The sequence below is a fragment of the Aminipila luticellarii genome (genome assembly GCF_004103735.1).
Taxonomy (GTDB): Bacteria; Bacillota; Clostridia; order Peptostreptococcales; family Anaerovoracaceae; genus Aminipila; species Aminipila luticellarii.
In genome coordinates, this window is the sequence record NZ_CP035281.1 from 222,987 (window position 1) to 247,794 (window position 24,808).

Below are 24,808 nucleotides of genomic sequence, written 5' to 3' on the forward strand. Positions count from 1 at the left end.
ATGACGAAAAAAAAAGGCAATTATAAGGTATCAGTAATCTTACCATGCTACAATTCAGCATTATTTATCAAGGAAGCCGTTGATAGCATCCTTTTTCAGACATTGGACGATCTGGAGTTAATAATTGTCTATGAAGCTTCACCTGATAATACACTACAAATATTGGAGAATATTCATGATAATAGAATGAGAGTTGTGCAAGCTCCGCGAAAAGGAATTGTACCGGCGCTGAATTATGGAATTGAATTAGCAGAAGGAGAGTATATTGCTCGAATGGATGCAGATGATATTGCGCTGCCACAACGCTTAGAAAGACAGGTGGGTTATCTGGACGAACATCCAGAGATTGGGCTTTGTGGTTCATTGGCAATGGCTTTTAATGCTGAAGGGGATCTTGGCTTGTTTGGTGATGTTATTTTAAGGGAGCGAAAAGATAGCTGGATAGAATCTCCGGGGTTGATGCACCAACTAATTGATACGGTTGTCTGTCATCCTACTGTGATGTTTCGTCGTGGACTTTTCCAACATTATGGGCTAAAATATGATGAGTCTTTTATAGGTGCATGTGAAGATCAAAATTTATGGTGTAGGGTTATGCGTTATACCAAAATCCATAATCTTCAAGAGATATTGCTCAGATATCGTATTCACGAAAATAATGGTACCGTTATTTCGGGTCATCAGGGCTATATGCAATGGCTAAGAACTCATCGTGAATTAATGACTTGGCTATACCCCTCAGGGTATTATACCGATGAGAACATTAATGAGAAAATTGATATAATTATTAAATACTTAAAAACAGGCGACTACCCCCATACCCGAACTTTTCATTATGATACCTTTCCCCGATGGAAAAGAATTATTGTAATGTTGATTTTTGATTCGAATAGACTTAAGGAAAAGATAACTAAAAGGCTTAAGAGGATGAATAATGGTAGAATATAATACGAAGGACATCTATAAAGCCATAGATGCAGCAGAACTGGTTTCTTTTGATATTTTTGATACACTATTGATTCGGCCTTTCGCTCGACCAACTGATCTTTTTTGGTATATGGAAAAGTTTTTTGATATCTCTGGATTTGCAAAAGAACGTATTGAGCAGGAGCACCTTTGTCGTATTGAATTACATGAAAAGGAAGAGATAACGTTTGAGCGTATCTATGATAGGATTCCAAAATATAGGGAGTTGGCTGATTGTGAGTTAGGGACCGAATTAAAATTGTCATTGCCGAATGCTGAGTTACTGAAAATATATTTATATGCACAGGAAAAAAACAAACGTATAGTTTTAATTTCAGACATGTACCTGCCAGAACCCACTATCTGTCAAATGCTAAAGAAAAATGGTTATAATAATTACGATAAGCTTTATTTATCCTGCACTGTAGGTTTGACTAAAAGTACTGGCAATCTCTATCAATATATGCTTGAAGACCAAAAAATTTTGGCAGGTTCAGTTGTTCATATTGGGGATAATTATGAGTCAGACTTTTTAATGCCTCGACAATTAGGTATGAAATCATGCTATTATCCAAAACTTATTGATCGGTATTTCAATCAAAATTCTCAGATGGAAATTTTATTAAATGAACATATTGGAGATATTTCATTTTCAGCTGTTGTTATGCAGCTTGCTAAACGATTTGCTCAGGGCTATACTTCATATTGGGAACGTTTTGGTTATGAGTATGGTGGGCCGGTAATCTGGGCATATATGAAATGGTTAGAAGAAAGACTTACTACTGAACATAATGATATTACTGATATTTTCTTTGTTGCACGAGATGGTTATTTGCTAAAAAAAGCTTTTGAAAAAATTACTGTAAATCACGACATCTCCACTCATTATGTCTATGCGCCAAGGCTTCTTTTTCTAATATGTGGATTAAAAGAAGATAAAACCCCTGAAGATTGGGCTATCTTGATGAATTATTATCGTGATGAACTGAATTTAGACCGAGGAACAGTTTTAACGGATAATATTATAGAAAGCAAAAAGGAGTTGCTGGAGAAATTTTGTAAACGGGAAAAAGACAATTACCAAAAATACTTAAAAACACTAATAAAAACAACTGAACCTCACATTGCGGTTGTGGATACTGCTACGGAGGCTTATTCCTCACAGCGATTGTTAGATGCTGTCCTTAACCGTAGGACACAGGGATTCTGGTGGATAAAGTTACACAAAGCTAGGGTTAACTTCCCAAATTATCTTGCAGATTCTTTTTCAACTGTAGAATGGCATGACATTAAAAACTGGGATCTTATGGAATTGATTATGACGGCTCCAGAACTACCTATTGTTACCGTTAGAAATAATACACCGGTATATAAAGAAGCAGATGATCGTGATAAAAAAAGAATAGAAATTTTTAGTAGCCTTGCACCAAGTGCGCTAAAATTTGTAGATGATATTTTGAGCAATCCTGCTACTGATTTGTTAAAACTAGACAGTAGTAATCTTGCTGACTGGATTAACTCCTTTTTAGAGAATCCTTCCAGGGAGGATGTGGATGCCTTTCGATCAGTTTATCATGCATATGATCCAGGGCACTCCTTGTATAGAAATGTAATTCCGCTTTGGTATAATGATGAATTGAAAATGCAGTATCCAGTCCGATTAGGCAAATTAGAAAAAATTAAAACTTGTTTGAGCTTGTTAAAAAATGATCGTGCAACCTTAAAGCACAGAGTGAAAAGTGTCTATGCCGGAAAACCAAGATTACTTGTGGCTATGGGTAATCTCTATCGTTTTCTACGTAGTATTAAAAATGCAGTATTAATGTCGAGGAAAGGATGCTCTCAAATGTTAATCATGTTAAAATCATATCTTCCAGCATCATCTCGATCATTTCATGGAAGAATGAACAATCTTGATGGGCAATTAGCAGAAATTCAGCGGTGGTTTGTGGAAGAACGGCAAGTGAACGAGGAAAAGCGTCAGATATTTGAGAAAAACGGTCGAGATTTAGAGAAACTACAATTAAGGTTAGGAGAAATTTCAGATACGCAGTTGAAACTGACACAACAAATATCAGAGCTTTATCTACAGATAGTGCAACTACTTTCTGGGATACAGTCAAAGTCCGCTCAGCAAATTTCGGAAATACATTCGGAAATACAAACGAAGTTAGAACAACAAATTTTAGAGTTGTCACCATCACTAGAAAGAAGTCAGAAAAGTTTAGATCGAATGGAATCTGCTCTATCAACTATAAACTATGAGCAACTTATACGTGGTATGCAATGGTGCATGTCAACGGCTACATTACATCGGGAGAGCTTTTTGCAATATAAGAATAAATATGCAGGAAAAACTGTAGTGCTTTGCGGTGCTGCTCATTCTCTAAATTATTATGATCCTATAGAGGGAGCCGTACATGTAGCACTTAACAGAGCCTTTTTATATGATAAAGTTAATTTTGATTATATATTTGTACAGGATTTTGAAGGAATTGCGCATGTGACAGAAGAGCTTAAACAATATAAGGGAAATAATTGTGTAAAGTTTTTTGGCACACAAAACGGCTGGAATGGGAAAGAAATCCCAGTAACATATGCGGAGCAATGTAGAGCAATTAGGTTTAATACAGATTTGTTTGGGATTAATAATAATCTTACTCATTCAGAGCTAGCCTATGATATTGCAACCTATCCACTAGGAAATTTTTTCTCTATTGCATTTCCTGCCTTACAGTTTGTCTTGTATACTAATCCGGCAAAGGTATATCTTGTTGGAAATGATTTTGCCCCAACTGGTTATTTCACCAATCTTAATAGTACGCGGGAACAGATTGAGCATGAAGACGATGATAAAATTAAGTACTGGTCGCATGATTACATTTGGGGATTTTGGATAAAGTTTTATGATTTTGCCAAGGCGTATTACCCTGATACAGAATTTATCTCTGTAAACCCTGTGGCTTTAAAAGGATTATTTAGAGATGAATATACAGAGTGCTACCTCAAGGATCACCCGGAAACTGTACATAATTCAAAAGAAAACCATTAGTGTTATTCTGATGCATTACGAATCTTTGTATTTTCAACGACTGGCAGATATTGTAGGAAATTCAGGATTTGGCGAATTGAAGGCAGGTCAACGTGTTTAACTAAATTGCTGAAAAGTATAGGCTGCAACCTGAGAAGAGGGTTTCTGTATGTGATGATGACTCGACAGATTGGTCTGGTTTGCAGATACAATTGAAGAAGTTAAAATCAGGCAGATTATATTTATTTGAAAAACGATGAGGAACGGTGTAATTCAAGAACTTGAGAAATGACGAATAGAAAGGATGGGATAAATTTAATGTTTCAAAAACTGAAAAAGCATCAATTTCTTTTTGAAGAGCTAGTTAAGAGGGATTTTACAAAGAAGTATAAACGCACAGTTTTGGGTATGGCGTGGAGTATTTTAAGTCCACTTTTAAACCTTTTAATTATGTGGATGGTTTTTAATACATTTTTTGGTAATAATGTTAATCACTATGTGATTTATCTGTTTGCAGGGCAACTAGTGTTTTCTTATTTTGGGGATGCTACTAGTATGGGGATGAACTCTTTACTGGGCAACTCTGCCATATTTACAAAAATAAATATACCAAAGTATTTATTTTTGTTTTCACAGAATATATCTTCACTTATTAACTTTGGGTTGACTCTTGTAATCTTCTTTATTTTTGTTGCTGCGGAGGGATTACCATTTACATGGAAGTTTCTGCTTCTATTTTACCCGATTGTTTGTCTAGTTATATTTAATACGGGATTAGGCTTAATTCTTTCAGCAATGCAGGTGTTTTTTCGAGACATGCAATATTTATGGGGAATATTAACTCAGCTTATTATGTGGATGTCAGCTATTTTTTATACAATTGATAATTATAGTTATACGGTTCAATGTGCATTTCTGCTTAATCCAGTATACTTATACATCCGATATTTTAGAAAAATAGTCATTGATTCTGACATACCTACTCCACAATTTCATTTGCTGGCTGCAGCTTATGCACTAATTGCTTTTGGCGTAGGATGCTGGATGTATAAAAAATACAATCATGAATTTCTTTATTATGTGTAAGTGAGGAGACAATGGAGAGCTTTTTAAAGATTGAAAATGTATCAATAAGTTATAAGTTAGGTGATTTTAAGGACATTGGACTTAAAGAATGGGTCATGCGCCATGTGACTCATAATTTTCATGTGGAACAATTTATGGCTGTAGATAAGATATCCTTTGAATTAAGGCAAGGTGATTTATTAGGTATTATTGGCTCTAATGGAGCTGGAAAGTCTACACTATTAAAAGCTGTGGCCGGAATCATGGAACCAAGCGAAGGGCATATAACTAGTAGTGGTAACATTTCGGCACTATTAGAATTAGGTTCAGGGTTTGACGGCGATCTTACAGTAAAGGAGAATGCATATTTAAGGGGTGCGATGCTAGGATATACACGCCAGTTTATGAATAAGACCTTTGAGCAAATTATATCTTTTGCCGAATTACAGGACTTTACAGAACGTCCATTTAAGCAGCTTTCTACAGGTATGCAATCTCGTTTGGCATTTTCAATTGCATCATTGGTTCAGCCAGAGATTTTGATTTTAGACGAAGTGTTATCAGTAGGAGACGGAGCATTTCAAGCTAAAAGTGCGAAAAAAATGATGGAAATTATAGATGGTGGTGCTATTACCATTTTAGTGTCTCACTCTTTATCTCAAATCCGTAAGTTGTGCAATAAGGTCCTTTGGTTAGATCATGGGAAACAAATTGCTTTTGGAGATGTAAAAGGAATATGTGATTCTTATGAGGAGTATACAAAAGGCCATGCAACAATCCTAGCTGAATATTCTACACCAGTCTAAGTTGTTTTGATTAATAGATTACATACTTTAAGCTCTATGCAAAGAGCTTTTTAAAAGGAAATAAAGAGGTGGTCAAGATGAAAATAATAGGTGTAATTCCTGCTAGATATTCTTCAACAAGATTTCCAGGTAAACCGCTAGCAGATATTTGCGGAAGGCCAATGATTTGGTGGGTTTATCACCAAGTAAAGAAAACGCAAAATATTGATGAGGTCTATGTGGCAACTGATGATGAAAGGATTGCCAAAGTATGTAGCGATTATAATTTGAATTATGTCATGACATTATCAAAACACAAAACGAGTACGGAACGCTTATACGAAGTGGCGCAAAAAATCCCAGCAAACCTATACATATGCATTAATGGTGATGAACCCTTAATTACCCCCAACACTATAGAACAAATTATACCTTCTGATGTGCCCGATGGTAGTTTTTATGTAAGCAATTTAATGACAGAAATAAAGTATCCTGCGGAAGTTATTGACTTTACCAATATCAAGGTAGTAACTGATGAGGAGAACAGTGCACTTTTTATGTCGCGCAGTCCCATCCCTTATCCGAAATCCTCATTGGATTATGTTTATTATAAGCATATAGGTGTACTGATATATACGTTAGAAGCTCTTCGCTTTTTTTCAGAGACCCCAAAGGGTAAAAATGAATTGATAGAGGATATCAATGAACTGCGATTTATTGAACATGGGAAGAGAATAAAAATGATTGAGGTTGATGCAGATACCCTATCGGTAGACACTCCGAAAGATTTGGAGGTTGTGCGTGATATTATTACAAAAACAATGAAACTAGAGGAAATAGTTAATGAATAAAATAAGAATACTTGATTGTACATTGCGTGATGGGGGATATATCAATCATTGGAATTTTGGCAGAGATACCATTCAAGAAATAATATCTAATCTAACCGTATCTGGCATTGAGATTATAGAATGCGGGTTTTTACGAGATGTGCCTTATCAAGAGGACGTAGCTGTTTTTTCTTGTGTTTCTCAAATCACTCCATTCATAGCATCTAAAAAAGAAAAGGCATTATATGTGGCGATGATTGCACTAGGGGATATTAATCCAGAAAAAATCCTGCCATATGACGGTACTTCTATTGGTGGAATTCGTTTAACTTTTCATAAACATGAGTGGGCTGAGGCCAAAAGCACAGCCGCCATCCTAAAAGAAAAAGGCTATCAAGTATTTGTACAACCTGTTGGGACTACATCTTATTCTGATGAGGAATTGCTCGGATTAATTAAAGAAGTTAATGGGTTGCAACCGTATGCTTTCTATTTGGTAGATACATTGGGAATTCTCTATCGGCATGATTTGTTAAGATTATTTTATTTAATAGACCATAATTTAGATCCTCAAATCAAAATTGGATTCCATTCTCATAATAATTTACAGCTATCTTTTGCTAATGCTCAGGAACTGTTGCGGTTGCATTCAAAACGTGAGTTGATTCTGGACGCATCTGTTTACGGAATGGGGAGAGGCGTTGGGAATTTAGCTACAGAGCTGCTGGCAGAATATATTAATGTGAACATTGAACCACGGTATCATATTACGCCGCTGCTAACAATAGCGGATCAATATCTATCGAGCATTTTTTCTGAACAGCGTTGGGGATATGCATTGCCATATTTCCTGTCTGCGGTGGAGCAGTGCCATCCCAATTATGCAGCACATCTGTTGAAAAAAGAAACATTAACGATAGAGTCAATTTTTAAAATCCTGAGCCTGCTACCCGCTGATAAAAAAGATATCTATCACCCAGAGATGGTAGATAAGCTATATTTAGACTTGCAAAATTGTGAGATTGACGATGAGACAAGTATTGAATACTTAAAAAAGTCTATATCAGGTAAAACTGTTTTGCTCTTGGCGCCCGGCATTACGCTGGACACACATAAGGGGGAGATACAGACTTTTGTTGAGCGAGAAGATCCATTGATTATTTCGACCAATTTTATTTCCAGAGAATTTGAATCGGATATCCTTTTTGTCAGCAATAGAAAACGCCTGAATGCGATGCAGAAAGAAATTGCGCTGCAGCCTTATATCATGGCGACATCTAACTTGTTAGAAGAGCTTCCTAGTAGTGTGAAATTTATGAATTATTCTAGCTATTTAGGGGAAGGACAAGCTGCTGATAATGCAGGTGCAATGCTGATTCGTATTTTGAATAAGGCCGGAGTAGTGAAAATTGCACTGGCTGGTTTTGATGGCTTTGATGTGGATTCCACCAACAATTATTATATTAATTCTTTTAAAAGTGTGATTGAGCGTAAGACAGCAGAGCAAAAAAATGAAGATATCACACGGCAATTAAGACTAGCACTGAATGGGATTCCATATCAGCTAGTTACTCCAACGAGGTACGGCTTACAATGATTCGATTAGCGGTTTTTGATATGGACGGAACATTAGCAGACACTTCTCCTGGTATTTTGAACTCTCATCGTTTCGCACATGCAATGATGGGACGTAAAGAGCCAACTGCTGATGACTTGAATGGAGTAATTGGGGGACCACTTCTAGGAACTTATCAATCCCAATTCCGGTTTCCAGAAAAAGAGGCTAGAAGGGCAGTGGAATTTTACCGACACCATTATGCAGAAAAAGGTATCTATGAGGCTGAACTTTATCCAGGAATTAAAGAGCTTTTGATTAAGTTGAAGCAAGATGGATTGTTTTTGGGTGTTGCTACTTTGAAATCCGAGAACTTTGCAAAGTTGATGCTTCAAAACATGGAGATATATTCCTATTTCGATATAGTATGTGGAATGGATGAAGCAGATACGCGAACTAAGTCGGGATTAATTCGGACATGCATGGATACAATGGAAGTCTCTGTAAATGAAACAGTTTTAATTGGAGATAGTATCCATGACCTTAATGGTTCGGAGGAATGTGGTGTTTCTTTCATTGGCGTAACATATGGATTTGGATTTACGGGTTCTGAAACATCTACAAATATGATTTTTTGTAAGAATCCTTGTGAGATTTTAAACGCAATAAAAAAACTAAATCTATAGTGAGGTAGCATTAAGTTCTTGTAGTTGTTTAGAGAATATGATATGGAGTAAACTGGAGGACATATGTCAAGCAGCCTTTGAAAACCCAAATCCTTATTTAAACAGAAGAGCTTTACAAATGGCAGCAAGTTGAAAAGAGGGGCCGCTCTTTGGGTAGGCATGCAGTACAGATAAAAGCAAGGATAACCTGCAGCGTTGGCATACGAATAAAAGCAAATGGGAAAAAGGGGGAGAATATGAGAAGGAGAGAAATCGGAAAATTATTTATTTTGGTGTTGATCAGTATAACCTTTCTCACTTCCACCAGTGTGGGTGCCAACGGCGGCAAACCGATCTTATCAGAAGAGGAAGGTGTGCAGCTGTCAGCCTTGCTTGGGGACCTAAATGAAGATGCTCCGGAGCAGGTTCGAAATGATGTGGGCACATTATTACACCAGGCGGATAGTTTAATGAAGGAACGTGAAGCCCAGGCGAACTACGAAATGCCGGAGGAAGAAACGGAAATCTGGAGGAATATCACAAAGCTGCTGGATGAAGAAACCATCCGGCAGTTTGGAGAAGACAACTATCAGGAGGACAAGCCTGATCCAAACTTAGATTATGGCAAACAAACCATGTCCAATCTCAAGAAAACACTTTCCGGAAGAGATTGGAACAAGCTGAACAGTCTCCGAGAAGAATACTTCAAATCCGTGGAGAATGAGGATGAAGAGTATGATGTAGATATAAACAAGGAGATTAAAAGTATAATAGGCAAGTATAAGAGGCTGGATGCAGATGCAGTGGCCTTGAATCTGCTGGATGATAAGAATCAGAAAAATATTGGAATGTTTACCATTACATCGGATTTCAGGGCTGTTTATCAGGATGGATCGAAGAATGGTCTGAATTCTCTTTCTTGGAAAGAACGTAAAAAACTTCAAGAAAGCTGGGAAGCGGTTACAGATATTATACCGAAAGACCTGTTTGTCCACTTCAAATATTTTAAGGTCGGAGGCGATGGAGAACTGGGTACATATGCATATGTCATACCTGTAGACGATCAAGGGAAAGTCTGGTGTATGACGGTGGATCCTGCCGACATAAAAGATGATGGACTATTTCCATATACAGTGGTTCACGAAATGTGCCATTACTTGACGTTAAATGAGAAACAAGTGGACTATTACAGCGATAATGTAACGGCTTATCCAGCAGACAGATACAGTGACTGGGAATGCGTAGCAAAAGAAAATTCATATCTGCAGAGCTTTTATGAAAAGTTTTGGAAGAGCATGATAAACGATTGGGCTACCAATCCAGATAATCCATATTTCTATGATCGTCACAAGTCGGAGTTCGTAACCGGATATGCGTCTACAGAATGTGCGGAAGATTTGGCGGAGAGTTTTTGCGCTTATGTGTTCTTAAAATCAGCAGCCACACCTGCTATGCAGGCTAAATTTGATTTCTTTGACGGATATCCTGAGTTGAAAAAGCTGAAAAAAGAAATTTTGGTAAAAGTAAAGGAAAATAATATTTATGTAAATCCAGAGATTGAACCAGAGGACGGAGAAATCTTTGGAGATGCGGCATGATGTGAAGGCTTGCAGGGGAATTAAAAAAATGAGCTAAATGGATTAAAATATAAAAGGTTCAGGAGGTTACATGGGAATTAATTTTAGAAAGAGCAAAGCATTATCGAAAAATGTACGGATTACAGTCAGTAAAAATGGGCCGAGCCTAAGTATTGGTAAAAAGGGTGCTAGAATATCTGTCAACAAGGATGGAGTGCGGGGGAGTGTCGGCATTCCGGGAAGCGGATTGTCCTATTCCAAGCAGAAGAGCTTTCCCAAAGGAAGTAAGATTAAGAAGGCGGCAGGTATTTTGGCAGGTGCGGTGATGGTCGTGATCATTGCATATGTTTTTGTAGGTGGAAATTAATGAGAAGTTTGCATAAATTGTGATGCCTTACTTCGAGACTTTATAAGGGTTTAGTTATCATGAAAAGGATATCTCAGAATAATTTTAAGCAAAATTTACAGCAAATAAGGGGAAATAGGGATAGAAAATAGTTTTAAAAAGCTATTGCCACAATAAAATAGAGCCTAAAGGCTCTATTTTCGTTTCTAACGAATGTTCACGGATTTAATTAAGATGGACATGGTCCCGTCCTCATTCATGATGAATTCGATATTTTTCTGGTTTTCCAGATAGTTGACGGGCAGGCTGATTTCGATTCCGGTATCTGTTGTTATTTTCTGCTTTCTGGCAACTGTTTTCTCGATTTCTGAGGTGACTTCAAAGGCTCGCCCCGAAATGCCCTTCTGCGCGACTTCCTCTTTGTATCGTTGCTGGGCGGAAAAGTTCCCGTCGAAAACGGCGTTGGTTATTCGGTCTATTTCCACGATGCTGCTCTCATCTACGCAAGTTTTCAGTTCTGTTTTGAGCTGGGAAACTTTCAACGGATCTTCGCCGTAATATTCTTTTATCACTTTTTCAGCGGCCTTTTCTACAATTTTAACTTTCGTTTTGGGGGAAAGGTCTGTGGTGACGTGCAGAATTCGGTTGGAGAGATAAAATTCTTTCGCTCCATTTATTTCATATTTCTTTTCTTTAATCAGTACGCTGAAATCATCCAGACGAATAAATGCAAATTCATCTAATTTTTGATTTTCATTGGCAATGGTAGCATTCTGCTGAATGATGCCGGTTTCTTTTTCGTTGTCTATCATGGCAAAGTGATGTATGTAGGATTGCTTGTAGTTAAATTTCAGCACACCGAAATAGATGCCGTTATCATATTGAAAGTGGCACATCAGTAAATCTGCCGCGGGAATATCCGGATTTGCAACAGCAAGGTCAAATATCTTTTGCGCTAGTTGCTGGGAGACGGTGATAAAGTTGGCTGGCTCTAAGTTACTGATAGCGGATTTCAGTCCTTCTGTATCAAATTCACCAGCAGTCGATCCGGTTTCGGTTTCTGCCAGTCCAGCTTCTGTCGATTCTGGTTCCGATATAGGAAGAGGCTCTTCATTGTGGGATCTTCTGCCTTTAAATCCTCCTTTTTTAATATCCCCGTCCTCCATGGCTCTCAGGATATGCATTTTGAGAAATTCGTCTGCCTGCGGAGAGAAAGACATCAACCGATCTGCAAGAACCGGGGCTTCAATACTTGTATCTAATATGTGTAAAATTGCTTTATCTATAATAATGTCGTTCATATAATTTATTTCCTCCTAAAAGAACCGCAGGCGGATACCCACGGTTCTTTATTCATTATTCAAATCTATTCATCGGATTATCAAAGGGAGCATAACCTCTGTGGAATTTCTTATTTTTTCAGTGTCACTTTCCCCATCTGAGCTCCTGTCGGGAAGTTTATTTGAATTTTCTCGGTGCTGGCAGGCACAGCTTCCACGTTCTTCGCCTTATCTTCTGCTGTTGCACCCTTTAAATTCACTTTGACAAAAGCACCTTCCCCGTCATATTGAACGGCTGCCGGCTGTCCGTCTACAAATGCAGTAAGATTTCTTGGAGCAGCAGAACCGTCTAGTCCGGTCATACCGGCCAGCCTTACGGTGTATTCACCGCCCTTTACGCAATAAGCCTGTAGCTCCATGGAAGTACCTGCAGCGGCTGTCATACTTCCGTCAAAACCACTGCCGAGAGGCGCTTTCTTTCCTTTGGCTGAGGAAGCTTCGCCTGTTGCAGTCTGCCCCCATACGGTGCTGCCGGATAAAACCGAAATGTTGTCCGGTATCTGATCGTTATTGGCGTCCACCGAATAAGCAGAGTCGAAGAGGGTCTTTGAAAATACGTCGATGGCCTGCATCAAGTCCTTATTACCCAGAGGTTCTATGCCTAGAAGCTTGCCGATAAACGTGATATTTCTAGCATCCAGAGTGGCATCGTCCAGATAAGCGGCATTCCTTTTTTGCAGGTCTTTATAATATCCGATCAGACCTTCGATATAATATTCCTTGTCCTTAAATAAGTGCAGAATGACCGGCACAGGATCTTCCCGATTCATATCGATGGCTTCATCAAAGACATGGAACAATTGGTTCCACATAGCTGGATTAGCCTTGCCTTCCTTCACGGCAATGGAAGCCGTTTGAAACAGCAGCTCATCCTGTCCCGTATTAAAATAATAAGGGAGAAGATAATTCAATATGGCGTCTGGGTTATTTGTCAATTCTTTGGCATATTTATTTGCCTGATCAAAGTTCTGCTGCAGACCGTACGTGCTGGCCGTAACGATATAGGTTACTTTGTAATCATCACTTTCAAATTTATCGATCTTGGTAAGACCGGCTATTTGATCCATGGTGCAGTTGCCGGTAGAAGCCTTGTAATGGGCGTATAAGTTCAGGCTCAGCAGGATGGTCATAACAAGCGTTACGGCAATGATGCCGGCTCTTGAAATCTTGTCACCGGTAAAAGCCGGTCTGCCGCCGGAAACAGCGGCCGCCTCTTGTGCACCGACTGTACCGCCCATAAGACCGGATGAACCGTCCAAATCGGCGGAAGCAGCTCTTTTAAAGCTTTCAGAATCCACTACGATCAGCAGAGCCATGATAGCAAAAGCGATTAAAAGGAACGGCCCTGCAGACCAGGTAAGGTCTGTGACAGCCTGTCCGAACATTTGAAAAATACAGGCAGCCATAACAGGAAGGGCAAACGCATTGCTGTTTTTGTATTCAGCAAGTCTGCTGGCCCTAAACATTTTTATAAGGGACATTACAGACAGAACGAGCATGGATATAAACAGGGCAAAGCCGATGATACCCAAATCGCAAAGTGCCTGAATGTAATGATTGTGAACATATCTGGTCTCGTAGAAGAAGTTTTGTACGGAAGCGACCCCTTCTTCATAACCGCTTAAGCCATGGCCGATGATAGGGCTTTGCTTGAACAGCTTTAAACCGTCTTCAAAGAACACCATACGCTGTACGGAGTTCTCATTGGCGCCAAGGTCCTGAATACGGTTGGCTATTATGGCAGGCAGAAGCTTATAATCCAGCTTTACAGAACCGGTTTCTGTTCCTGCAGTTGCTCCATCACCGGGACCGTAGGTCACTTTTTCAATGGTGCTTCCTTCCGTGCCGCCTGTAAAATATAGTTTAACAATTTCCGAATCCTTCGGTACAGTAAATGCGGCGTCGCTCAAAGGGCCGTTAAAAAGCTCTGTAGAAGAGTGTACCTTAAGATCTGTATGATTCTGTGCAACGATTCTGACGGTAGGAACTGATCCGGAATCCGTTCCGCCGGAGTGAGCGGCCGCACTCAATTTGTATGATCCTGCTTCAAGATAGGAAGCACGCATGATGGTCTCATTTTGAGACAGGGTCAGAGGTCCGGTAATATTTAGAGCGGCCAGTGTGTAGCCGAGCAACAAAACAATCAGAACGATTCCTGTTATCATACCGGTTTTTGTATGAGAAGCCAAACGATCGGCGGCAGGCTGTCTGATAAAGTTATCCGCAGCCCAGAGCACTGCCGAGGAAAGCACCAGTGCAAGCAAAGGAATCCACGGGGAGGTTCCCAGACTGATCAGTGAAACGCCGGTGAAAATCAGCGTAATCACAGCAGTTTCTGCCATCAATATGAACAGGGAAAGCCGTTCCCCCTTTTGGCTTGCGGCAATCATCAGGATGCAGGCAAGGAAGAACATGAACAGGGAACCCATACTGAACAGCAAGATGTAGGATAAGGCATTAACAGCCAGAAGGACTAACGCTCCGGTCTTTTCCTTTTTCGATTCACTGTGGATAACAAGTGCCAGAGAAAGAAGAACGCCAAGAACCATGAATCCTGCAAAGGTGTTGGCATTACCAAAGATACCGGTAATACGAATTCCATTTTCAAAAACACCCCAGTATTCCAGGCTGTTTGTGAACAGACCCATGAACGCCTTAAAAGCAGAGGCTAATGGGCCGTTTGAAGCCGCATCGATAGAGAGGATTCCGAAGAAAGCGGTTACAGCAGAGAGAATGAACCAAATGGTCTTGACCCCCTTTTTTGTCGGTGAGGTAAGGGCAAGCACCGCTAAAAAGACTGCGGCAGCCCCTACTAATTTGGTAAATTCAAATAAAGCTGCTTTAGGAACGTCTGCATAAAAGATCGAAACGCCATTCCAGATGACATACCCTATGACAACTATAAATAAAGGAGCCGTGTAGGCTTTAAAAGTATTTTTAAACCTTGGCATAATCGTTAAAACGAGGATGGCGATCAATCCGATCCATGCAGCCCACTTTTGGGTCATCAGGTCAAAGGACCCCATCATTGCAGTGGCCAGCGCCAGAAGCACCGCGAGCACTGCAGGCAGATACGTTAATTTCTTAGTCATATTGTTTTTTCCTCCGTATTTTTATTAATCTATAATTTTTCCCCATTGACTACCCCTTTGAACAGCGTCAGGAATAGTATGCGTATATCAAAAAGAATGTTCCAGTTTTCTATGTAATAAATATCGTACTGAATCCGTTTTTCTATGGACGTATCCCCTCGCAGTCCGTTGATCTGTGCCCAGCCGGTAATGCCCGGACGAACTTGATGCTTGACCATATATAAAGGAATCTTTTCTTTGAACTGTTCTACAAAAAAAGGTAGTTCAGGCCTTGGACCTACCAGACTCATGTCTCCTTTCAGTACATTGAAGAACTGCGGCAGTTCATCGATGGAACATTTCCGTATAAAGGAGCCGAACTTGGTTTTTCTGGGATCATCCAAAGTCGTCCAACCCGTCCGTTCTATTGGATTTACCCGCATAGAGCGAAATTTATACATGGTGAACGGTTTTTTGTTCAGGCCGATGCGTTCCTGTTTAAAAATCACAGGCCCCGGCGAGGACAGCTTAATGCCGATAGACGCTGCCAGCATCACCGGGGACGTAATTGCGATTAAAAGGATGGAACCCAAGATATCCATCGATCTTTTCGCCAGAGCATTGAGCAGGTTGTCCAAGGGAATGCGCCTCATATTGATCAGGGGGATTCCATCAATTTCGTCCATGTACGGCTTGGCAGGCATGTATTTGGAATAAAAGGGAATCACGCACAGCTTGGTTCCGGATTTTTCGCATCCGCTGATGATGTCAGGAAGCAGGTGAAATTCTTCCGCTTCCAATGCAACGACCACCTCATCCGGGTTGAACAAATCAATGGTTTCGTATACATTGCTGAAATCTCCTAAATATCGAAGCTCCTTGAACCTCCTGCCGGCAGCTATATAGCCCATGATCGAAAAGCCCAGAGATTTATGTTTGGAAATCGTATGGAGATAATCTCTTGCCAGCGGACCATCGCCGATCAGGATGATGTGCTTTATATTATATCCTTTTCTCCGGTAGTTCTTTAAAATGTCTCTCATGATATAACGCTTCAAGGTGGTGCCCAATATGTTCAGGACGAGGAAAATGATCAGAGTCCATCGGGACAGATCGATTTTCTTGAACACGAACAAACAGGTGAGCAGAATAATGATTCCCAGAAGGTTTCCTTTTATAATCAGCCCCAGTTCTTTGGAAAAGTCCTTTCGCCGAAAGGATTCGTACATTCCGAAGCCTGCATATATTAACAGGTATAGCGGAATCACCACAACGCCTAAGCTGATATATCCTTTTAAAGTGATATGCCCGGCTTCTCCCTGAAACACCAGAAAACGGACGGCATATGCTAACACCATGGACAGAAGAATAACCACTCCATCGGTAAATATGTTGAACTGATTTAATATCTTTTGATTTTCTTTAATCATTCGTAAGTTCTCCCGTTTCTAATGGTATGAAAAGAATCATAAGCATAGATATTAATTATATCATATTAAAAGATGGATTGGGTACTCAAATAAGATATTATACGACAAAAATCTATCTGTTGAACGGGGAGGCAGATTGCAGCATAATTGTAAAACAGAATTTTAAAATTTTATTTTGATTTTTAACCATAAAATGGTATACTATATAATAATATAGTTTTTTACGTAGCACTTTTTACTAACGGGTAAGGTTCATTGGGGAGAACGAAGCATGAAAAAGAAGAAGAGGATTATAGGGATTTTACTAATGCTGTCTTTGGTAGTGGGAACGTCAAATGCAGCCTTTGCATCAGAAGCAGGAGCAGGTTCATCGGTAAAGGCGTTGCCGACGAAGGTCATTGCTTATGTAAAACCGGAGTTCGCTGTACAGCTGAACCAAAAGCTGCAGATTTTTAAGGATGTAAAGGGGCAGCGGGTGTACCCTATTGTTTATAATGGAAACACCTATTTGCCTGTTCGGGCCATTTCTGCCATGATGGATGAGGACGTACAATGGGACAATTACAGTAAGACCGTTTATATTGGGAAGACCTTGAATAATCCCAACAAATCAAAAGTGAAGAAAAACGATGAAAATAAAGGAGCGGCACAAAGCGTTGAACCATCCGATTATTTAAAGCCGACGTGGAAATCTGCTCAGGCAACGGTTCAGATCCGGCCGGATATAACCATTATGTATGATTTTGAGATACAGAAGTTTAAGGACATAAGCGGGAACCGAATCTATCCTCTCGTATATGAAGGCAGTACGTATTTACCGATCCGTTCCGTATCCGAGCTGATGAATGAAGAAATTCAGTGGGATGACTTGAATAAGACAGTGGTGATTGGCCAGGAAAAGGAAACCTCTGAGAGTCAGAAAGAGGAAACCATTTATACCAAGCGGCTTAAGACTGAATTGGAGGACGCTATTGAGCTTTACGATCAGGCCAATGCGAAGATCGTTAATTTACAGAAGAGCACCGATTCTGCTATGAAGGTGATGCTGGCAGACTCTATCAGTGCCGATGTACGAACCGCTGAGCAGCAGACCATCACCATAAACAGTATGAAGAGAAGCAAAATGACAGAAAACGAGCAGGCGGCGCAGAAGGCTTTATATGATTTGGCTCAAATCTCTGAGAATTATTTGCTGGTTCTGGAAAATATCGCGTATTTATCTTCTTCCGGAAAAGATTATTCCATGCTGTCGGATACGTTTGTAAATTTTGCACTGGATTCCCAGTCTAAAATGAACATCGCACGGAAGCTTATAAACGCACTATAGGTATATCATAAAAGGTTGTTTAGAATAGCCAGAAAAGGGGCGGGTTTGAAATCCGCCCTATTTTTGAGACTCTGCGAAGTTCTGTGAGGTAAGGAAAGCAGGGTAGGATTTCCATTTCACGAATGGCGTGATTGCATGTATAATATGTATAGAAAAAGAGAAAGCCCATTTGTGAGAGGATTGGGATTATAAAAATATGGGAGAAATAAAATGGTTAAATTTTCAAGGATTGTCATACTTTTATTTATAGATGCCTGCATTGTGACCTTTTCATACATTACGGCATTCTTGCTGAGATTTGGATTTAATGTGAATGACCCGGTGTTTGACGCATGGTTCGCTATTTATGCCAACAACCTGCTGCCCATCACCGTTGCATGCATTCTTGCATTCAGCATCTGCGGGCTATACACCAGTATGTGGCGGTATGCCGGTACGGACGAGCTGATAAAAATAGTAGCAGCCTCCGGGCTGGCACAGCTCCTCGTCATGTTTTATGTGACCTTTTCCGTTCTGTCCATGCCGAGGGGAATTTATGTCATTGCTTTTTTGTTTATGGTCTTTTTATTGTCGGCCTTCAGGATTTCCTACCGGTTTATCCGAAATCTGAGAACACCCGGGACTTTTAACAGTTTTGTACTGCGTATCGGCAGGAGGGACATTATCGGCGGAAATGTGACAAAGGTTATGATCGTAGGTGCCGGTGAAGCGGGAGCCTCCATGATCAATGAAATCAGGAATCATCACGAATACGGAAAGAAAGTGGTGGTTGCCATAGATGATGACACAGCTAAGCAGAAGCATCGAATCTGCGGGGTCAAGGTGTACGGAGGACGCAGTGAGATCAGACATGCAGCCAGAAAGTACGGGGTGGATGAAATCATCATCGCGATACCTTCTGCCAAGAAAAAGGCTATTCAGGCCATTATGGAGGAATGTAAGCGTACCCGTTGTAAAATTAAGATTCTGCCTAGCCTGATCGAGCTGATCAATGATAAAGTAAGCGTCAGCAAGCTTAGAGACGTGGACATTGAGGATTTTCTCGGGCGGGATCCCGTACATGTAAATTTGCGTGAAATAAGCAGTTATATAGAAGGAAAGATTGTCATGATCACAGGGGGAGGAGGCTCCATTGGTTCGGAGCTTTGCCGTCAGATCGCCCGATTCAGGCCCCGCAGGCTGATTGCAGTCGACATTTATGAAAACTGTGTTTTTGAGCTTTCCAACGAGCTTCGGGAAACCTATAAAAATCTGGAATTTGAAATTGTTATCGCTTCCATCCGGGACAAGCAGCGGATGCGGGAGGTATTTGACAAATACAAACCCCATGTCATATTTCATGCGGCAGCCCACAAGCACGTGCCTTTGATGGAAAAAAACCCAAAGGAAGCCGTTGTGAACAACATTTTGGGAACTAAAAATATGATCGATCTGGCAGAAGAGTTCGCCACGGAAAAATTTGTCATGATATCCACGGACAAGGCTGTGAATCCCACCAATGTAATGGGAGCTACTAAGCGTGTGGGAGAAATGATTCTTCAGGAGAAGAGCCAGCATTCCCGTACGACCTTTGCCGCCGTGCGTTTTGGAAATGTATTGGGCAGTAATGGCTCTGTGATTCCGATCTTCAGAAAGCAGATCGAAAAGGGCGGTCCGGTGACGGTAACCCACAAGGACATCACCAGATACTTTATGACCATACCGGAAGCGGTGGAACTGGTCATACAGACAGGTGCCATGGCCCAAGGAGGAGAAATTTTTATTCTGGATATGGGTGAGCCTGTTAAAATTCTGGATCTGGCTGAAAATGTCATTCGGCTGTCCGGGTATATTCCATATGTGGATATTGACATTGAGATCACCGGGCTGAGGCCGGGAGAAAAGCTGTACGAAGAGCTGCTTCTCGATGAAGAGGGCATAGAAAAGACAGCCCACAATAAAATCTATGTGGGGCATCCGCTTCCGGCTAATCCGGCACTGAAAGCCATGCTGGACTCGGAGGACAGGCAGGACTCCATCGAAGGAGAAGTAAAGAAGGTATCGGATATGAGCGAAGCAGAAGTGAAGGAATGGCTTCATGATATTGTTCCGAACTATACGCCTCAGAAATAAGCAGGGATGAAAAAGAGAAATCCATACAAATAAAGTGTGTATCGCTGATAGACGATATATCTGTAAAGGGGAACGGTGAATGGACTTAAAAATTGATAGGACAAAATCCGGAATTTCAAAAGAAGAAATCGGGATATATTCAAAGGAGATCGAAAAAGCCATGGACAGACTGTGGTCCGGAAAGGAGCCGATGACCGGCTGGGTGAAGCTGCCGATGCAGACCGATTCGGAGGAACTGGAGCGTATTTTAAACGCGGCCATCGTCATTCAGGAGCAGTGCCGGGAATTGATCGTGATTGGAATCGGCGGCTCTTATTTGGGTACTCGTGCGGCTGTAAATGCGCTGGTAGGCTTTGATGAAGTGTATGATACGGGGATTCCTTCCGACCGATATCCTTCCATAAAATTTGCGGGGAATACCATGAGTGCTGTGTACTTGCAGAAGCTTCAGGAAGACATCCGGACAAAAGAAGTCTGCTTATGTGTCATTTCTAAATCGGGAACGACGATTGAGCCGAGTATAGCCTTTGCGGTGCTGAAGGAAGCCATGATCAAAAAGTACGGCCGGGAAGAAGCGTCCAAAAGGATATACGCAGTGACCGATGCAAAAAAAGGGGTGCTTCGTGAGGAAGCGGAACGGGAAGGCTATGTAAGCTTTGCCGTTCCGGACGATATCGGAGGGCGGTATTCGGTTCTGACACCGGTAGGCCTTCTGCCAATGGCGGCAGCAGGAATTGACATCAAAGCCATGCTGGCCGGTGCGGAGGCGATGGCCACATCGCCGGCTTGGGACTTTGATGCCGCCGATTATGCGGCAGTGCGTTATGCGCTCTTGCAGGCAGGTAAATCTGTGGAAATCTTTGAATATTATGAGCCGCAGCTGGAATTTTTTTCAGAGTGGCTGAAACAGCTGTTTGGAGAAAGCGAGGGAAAGGACGGAAAGGGGCTATATCCAGATTCCCTTCGGTTCAGTTCTGACTTGCACAGCATGGGGCAGTTTTTACAGGAAGGACGTCAAATTTTCTTTGAAACGGTTCTGAACATAGAAAAACCATCCAGAAATATCATTCTTCCGGCCAGTGCAGGGGAGCTTTTAGGAGGAAAAAGTCTGAATCAGATCAACAGAGCGGCTATGGAGGGCGTCATATCGGCACACAGCGCAGCGGGAATTCCCATTATTAAGATTGACATACCTGAATTAAACGCTTTTTACTTTGGACAAATGCTTTACTTTTTTGAAACGACTTGTGCGGTCACGTCCTATTTAATGGGAGTCAATCCGTTTGACCAGCCGGGGGTGGAGCAGTATAAGGCAGAAATGCGAAAAAAGCTGAACGAGCTGGAATAAAATAAAAAATATTGTTAAAAAAAAACAACACAAGGTTCCTGAATATGTTATAATACAGATAGCATGAATCATGCGATATGAAGGATTAAACATAAACCAAGGAGGATAATGAAGATGAAGAAAATTGGTGTATTAGGAACAGGCACGATGGGTGCCGGAATTATTCAGGTTCTTGCTCAGAATGGATATGAGGTGGCCATTCGGGCAAGAAGAGAAGCTTCTATCGAAAAGGGGCTTGCAACGGTAAGCAAGAACTTGGATCGATTGGTTGCTAAAGAGAAGATTACAGCAGAAGCCAAAGAAGAGATCATGGGCAGAATTCATGGATCAACAGATATTGCTATCGTCAAGGATGCAGATCTGATCATGGAAGCCGCCGTAGAGGACATGGACGCAAAAAAGGCACTGTTTAAAGAGTTAGACGAACTTTGCAAACCGGAGACAATCATTGCTACAAATACATCAGCCCTTTCCATTACCGAGATTGCTGCGGCAACAAACAGGCCGGATAAGGTCATCGGTATGCATTTCTTTAATCCGGTTCCGGCTATGAAGCTGGTAGAGATTGTTAAGGGACTTACTACTTCCGAGGAAACGAGAACTACCATTGTTGAACTGGCAAAGAATTTAGGAAAGACTCCTGTAGATGTTGCGGAAGCTCCGGGATTTGTTGTAAACAGAATCCTGATTCCGATGATCAACGAAGCAGTTGGTATTCTGGCAGACGGCGTAGCCAATGCGGAGGGTATCGATGAAGCGATGAAGCTTGGTGCCAACCACCCGATGGGACCGCTGGCATTAGGAGATCTAATCGGACTGGATGTTTGTCTGGCCATTATGGAAACTCTTTACAAGGAGTTCGGTGATACAAAATACAGACCTCACCCATTACTGGTAAAAATGGTAAGAGCAAATAAGCTGGGCAGAAAAACCGGCGTTGGTTTCTTTGACTACAGCAAATAAAATATAGGTACATGAAATAATTATTTTGGGTCATCTTATTTATAGGATGACCTTTTTTTCTTGCAAAAATCTACAAATTGTTATATATTGAAGTGATGATTATAAAAGGGGACAAGGAAATGAGTAATAAAAAACAATTTGCAACATTTTTTCTGATAGCGTTTGTAATATTCACAATAGCCCTTATGCCGGTGCGGTTTACACTTGGGAAAGTCGGGGAGACTCGTATATTTGGGGGAAACGAGTCGATCATGGATCAAATGGACTATATTGTGGACAAGAGCGGACCGTATTACGATTTGTTTTCAAAGAGCGACCGGGTGAACATCTTGGTATTGGGCGATAACGACGGACTGACAGATACCATTATGCTGGCCAGCTATGACTTGAAGAACCAGAGGCTGGACATCATTTCAGTTCCCCGCGATACGTACTATTTAAGAAAAGGGTACAAGGGGGCTGCCGCCCAGAAAATAAATGCAATTTATGGAAGCGAAGGGGTGATCGGAACAGCCAAAGCTGTCAGCGACACCTTATTAGGCATGCCTATCAATTACTATGCCGTCATTGAATTCAGTGACGTGGAAAAAATCGTGAATAAAATCGGCGGCGTGCCGATGGACATTCCATTTACTATGAAGTATAACGATCCGTATGACAAGCCGCCTCTCCATATTTATATTGAGAAGGGACAGCAGACGCTGGATGGAAAAAAAGCAGTTCAATTTCTGAGGTACAGGCACGGTTATCCGGAAGGAGATATCGGCAGGGTCAAGGCGCAGCAGGAATTTATTAAATCTGCCATGAAGCAGGCCATCGGACCGGAGCTTCCGGGTGTGGTAAAGCTGGGGCTGGAAGAAATTGAGTCTGATATCACACTTGGCACAGCCACGAAGATTGCCACAAAAGCCATTGGCTTGGATCCTCAGAACATATCGACCTATCTGGCACCGGGCGGCCCGAAGACGGTGAATAAGGCTTCTTACTGGTTCGTGGATACGGAAAAAACCGGTGAAATGGTAGAACAGATATACAAGCCGGTTACAGAGGATGCCTCAAAAAATACAGAGGACGCAGAATAAAAATTTAGCCTATTTATTTTTAGGTGTAAATAGTATAAAATATAAGTTCAGGAATAATAGAAGAGGGAAACGGTAACAAGAGAGGTTATAAACGAACAAATGAGCAGAGCTGAGAAGAAGCAGAGGGCACGCGAAAGAGAAGAAAGAGCGCGGCAGCGGGTGACAGAGGAAGCAAGCAGCCGCGACAAGTATAGAGAGGTACAGGCTATTCAGGCACAACCCCAAGGGAAGAGCAAGAAAAAAAGCAGCAGTGGAAAGATTTTTTTAAAAACCTTTTTCATTGCATTTGTGGTTTTAACGGCCGGTAGTCTGGGGATTACCTCCGCAATCAATAAAGTATCAAATTTTAATCCCTTTGATGCAGGAAAAGAATATACGCCGGTATTTGAGGAAGAACTGCAGCTGGAGTCACTGGTAGATGAAAACAGTCCATTCTTTCAATCCTTTAAGGATTCTAAAAGGGCAAACATCTTACTGCTTGGCGTAAACGGCGGTTTGACAGACACGATCATGCTGGTCAGCTTTGATATGGACAATAAGCAGGTAGATGTGATCTCCGTGCCAAGAGATACATATTATCAGAGAAGAGGGTATAACGGATTAGCTGACAAAAAATTAAATGCGGCATACCGGGGCAATCCGGTGAACACGGCAAAAGCAGTAAGTAAGCTTTTGTGCGGGATGCCGATTAATTATTATGCGGTCATTAAGTATGACGGCGTAGAGAAAATTGTGGATTCCATGGGAGGCGTTCCTATGGATGTCCCGAATATCAACAATAAGGGTGGGATGTATTATACAGATCCCTATGATAAACCGCCTCTGAAGATTGCTCTGAAAGCAGGGCCGCAGACACTGAACGGGAAGCAGGCGGTGCAGTTCTTAAGATTCCGGCACGGATATGCAGCGGGAGACCTAGGGAGAGTAAATGCTCAGCAGGAATTTATGAAAAGTGCGTTCCGGCAATGTATTGGTTTGAATCTGCCCGCTGTGGCCAAAACTGTTTTTCAAAATGTGGACTCAGATATAACACTGGGCACCGCTTTAAAATTATCTACGAAAGCTGTGGGAATTTCCGGGGAAAGCATCAAGACCTATACTCTTCCCAACACTCTGGATCCCGATCCGCCATTCTATGTATACCCAGATCGTGAAAAAACAGAAGAAATGATTAAAGAAATCTATTCGGTTCAAACGGAATCCACCACGGAAAGTGCTGTGACCACCGACTAAAATGTCACAATTTCCGGTGATGGAGTGAAGTTTGTCGAAATAATTTAGAAATGTATTATATACCCCCGGGTCTGGGGGTTAT

General features: G+C 41.2%; 18 protein-coding genes. 15 read left to right on the forward strand and 3 right to left on the reverse strand.

Annotation, left to right across the window (positions count from 1 at the left end; all coding sequences use genetic code 11):
* From EQM06_RS01015 to EQM06_RS01055, 9 genes are all read left to right on the forward strand, one after another.
* The gene (locus EQM06_RS01015; RefSeq protein WP_128744572.1) at positions 1 to 948 is read left to right on the forward strand and encodes a glycosyltransferase; all 948 of its coding nucleotides are present in this window, start codon (positions 1 to 3) and stop codon (positions 946 to 948) included.
* A complete protein-coding gene (locus EQM06_RS01020; RefSeq protein WP_128744573.1) occupies positions 935 to 4,018 on the forward strand; it encodes an HAD family hydrolase in 3,084 nt (1,027 codons plus the stop codon). Before EQM06_RS01015 ends, EQM06_RS01020 begins: the two co-directional genes overlap by 14 nt.
* A 267-nt stretch (positions 4,019 to 4,285) precedes the next feature.
* On the forward strand, positions 4,286 to 5,083 hold the full coding sequence (locus tag EQM06_RS01025; RefSeq protein ID WP_230974988.1) for an ABC transporter permease: 798 nt from the start codon (positions 4,286 to 4,288) through the stop codon (positions 5,081 to 5,083).
* An 11-nt stretch (positions 5,084 to 5,094) separates the two neighbouring features.
* Positions 5,095 to 5,868, forward strand: coding sequence for an ABC transporter ATP-binding protein (locus EQM06_RS01030; RefSeq protein ID WP_128744574.1), 774 nt, complete (start codon positions 5,095 to 5,097; stop codon positions 5,866 to 5,868).
* Positions 5,869 to 5,945: 77 nt separating this feature from the next.
* On the forward strand, positions 5,946 to 6,698 hold the full coding sequence (locus tag EQM06_RS01035; RefSeq protein WP_128744575.1) for a 3-deoxy-manno-octulosonate cytidylyltransferase: 753 nt from the start codon (positions 5,946 to 5,948) through the stop codon (positions 6,696 to 6,698).
* Positions 6,691 to 8,274: an aldolase catalytic domain-containing protein gene (locus EQM06_RS01040; protein ID WP_128744576.1), complete on the forward strand. Its 1,584-nt coding sequence runs from the start codon at positions 6,691 to 6,693 to the stop codon at positions 8,272 to 8,274. Before EQM06_RS01035 ends, EQM06_RS01040 begins: the two co-directional genes overlap by 8 nt.
* Positions 8,271 to 8,918 carry an HAD hydrolase-like protein gene (locus tag EQM06_RS01045; RefSeq protein WP_128744577.1) on the forward strand — a complete coding sequence of 216 codons (648 nt, stop codon included), beginning with the start codon at positions 8,271 to 8,273 and terminating at the stop codon, positions 8,916 to 8,918. Before EQM06_RS01040 ends, EQM06_RS01045 begins: the two co-directional genes overlap by 4 nt.
* 236 nt (positions 8,919 to 9,154) lie before the next feature.
* Complete coding sequence (locus tag EQM06_RS01050) at positions 9,155 to 10,495, forward strand: hypothetical protein (RefSeq protein ID WP_128744578.1); 1,341 nt, start codon at positions 9,155 to 9,157, stop codon at positions 10,493 to 10,495.
* A gap of 70 nt (positions 10,496 to 10,565) precedes the next feature.
* Positions 10,566 to 10,841, forward strand: a complete 276-nt coding sequence (locus EQM06_RS01055) for a DUF4236 domain-containing protein (protein ID WP_128744579.1) — start codon at positions 10,566 to 10,568, stop codon at positions 10,839 to 10,841.
* Between the two features lie 185 nt (positions 10,842 to 11,026).
* Here EQM06_RS01055 and EQM06_RS01060 read toward each other — a convergent pair whose 3' ends face one another.
* The 3 genes from EQM06_RS01060 to EQM06_RS01070 form a co-directional block, all read right to left on the reverse strand.
* Positions 11,027 to 12,121, reverse strand: a complete 1,095-nt coding sequence (locus EQM06_RS01060) for a nucleoid-associated protein (protein ID WP_128744580.1) — start codon at positions 12,119 to 12,121, stop codon at positions 11,027 to 11,029.
* 110 nt (positions 12,122 to 12,231) lie between these two features.
* On the reverse strand, positions 12,232 to 15,252 hold the full coding sequence (locus EQM06_RS01065; RefSeq protein ID WP_128744581.1) for an O-antigen ligase family protein: 3,021 nt from the start codon (positions 15,250 to 15,252) through the stop codon (positions 12,232 to 12,234).
* Between the two features lie 29 nt (positions 15,253 to 15,281).
* Complete coding sequence (locus EQM06_RS01070; protein ID WP_128744582.1) at positions 15,282 to 16,661, reverse strand: undecaprenyl-phosphate glucose phosphotransferase; 1,380 nt, start codon at positions 16,659 to 16,661, stop codon at positions 15,282 to 15,284.
* Between the two features lie 271 nt (positions 16,662 to 16,932).
* On the opposite strand from EQM06_RS01070, the gene EQM06_RS01075 reads away from it, so the two are divergent.
* The 6 genes from EQM06_RS01075 (at position 16,933) to EQM06_RS01100 (ending at position 24,726) form a co-directional block, all read left to right on the forward strand.
* The gene (locus EQM06_RS01075; protein WP_128744583.1) at positions 16,933 to 17,988 is read left to right on the forward strand and encodes a copper amine oxidase N-terminal domain-containing protein; all 1,056 of its coding nucleotides are present in this window, start codon (positions 16,933 to 16,935) and stop codon (positions 17,986 to 17,988) included.
* Positions 17,989 to 18,198: 210 nt separating this feature from the next.
* On the forward strand, positions 18,199 to 20,100 hold the full coding sequence (locus EQM06_RS01080) for a polysaccharide biosynthesis protein (protein WP_128744584.1): 1,902 nt from the start codon (positions 18,199 to 18,201) through the stop codon (positions 20,098 to 20,100).
* A 79-nt stretch (positions 20,101 to 20,179) separates the two neighbouring features.
* Positions 20,180 to 21,448 carry a glucose-6-phosphate isomerase gene (locus EQM06_RS01085; protein ID WP_128744585.1) on the forward strand — a complete coding sequence of 423 codons (1,269 nt, stop codon included), beginning with the start codon at positions 20,180 to 20,182 and terminating at the stop codon, positions 21,446 to 21,448.
* Between the two features lie 114 nt (positions 21,449 to 21,562).
* Positions 21,563 to 22,411, forward strand: coding sequence for a 3-hydroxybutyryl-CoA dehydrogenase (locus tag EQM06_RS01090; protein ID WP_128744586.1), 849 nt, complete (start codon positions 21,563 to 21,565; stop codon positions 22,409 to 22,411).
* A 119-nt stretch (positions 22,412 to 22,530) separates the two neighbouring features.
* Complete coding sequence (locus EQM06_RS01095) at positions 22,531 to 23,493, forward strand: LCP family protein (RefSeq protein ID WP_164914304.1); 963 nt, start codon at positions 22,531 to 22,533, stop codon at positions 23,491 to 23,493.
* A 99-nt stretch (positions 23,494 to 23,592) separates the two neighbouring features.
* Positions 23,593 to 24,726, forward strand: coding sequence for an LCP family protein (locus EQM06_RS01100; protein ID WP_128744588.1), 1,134 nt, complete (start codon positions 23,593 to 23,595; stop codon positions 24,724 to 24,726).
* The last annotated feature ends 82 nt before the right edge of the window (positions 24,727 to 24,808 follow it).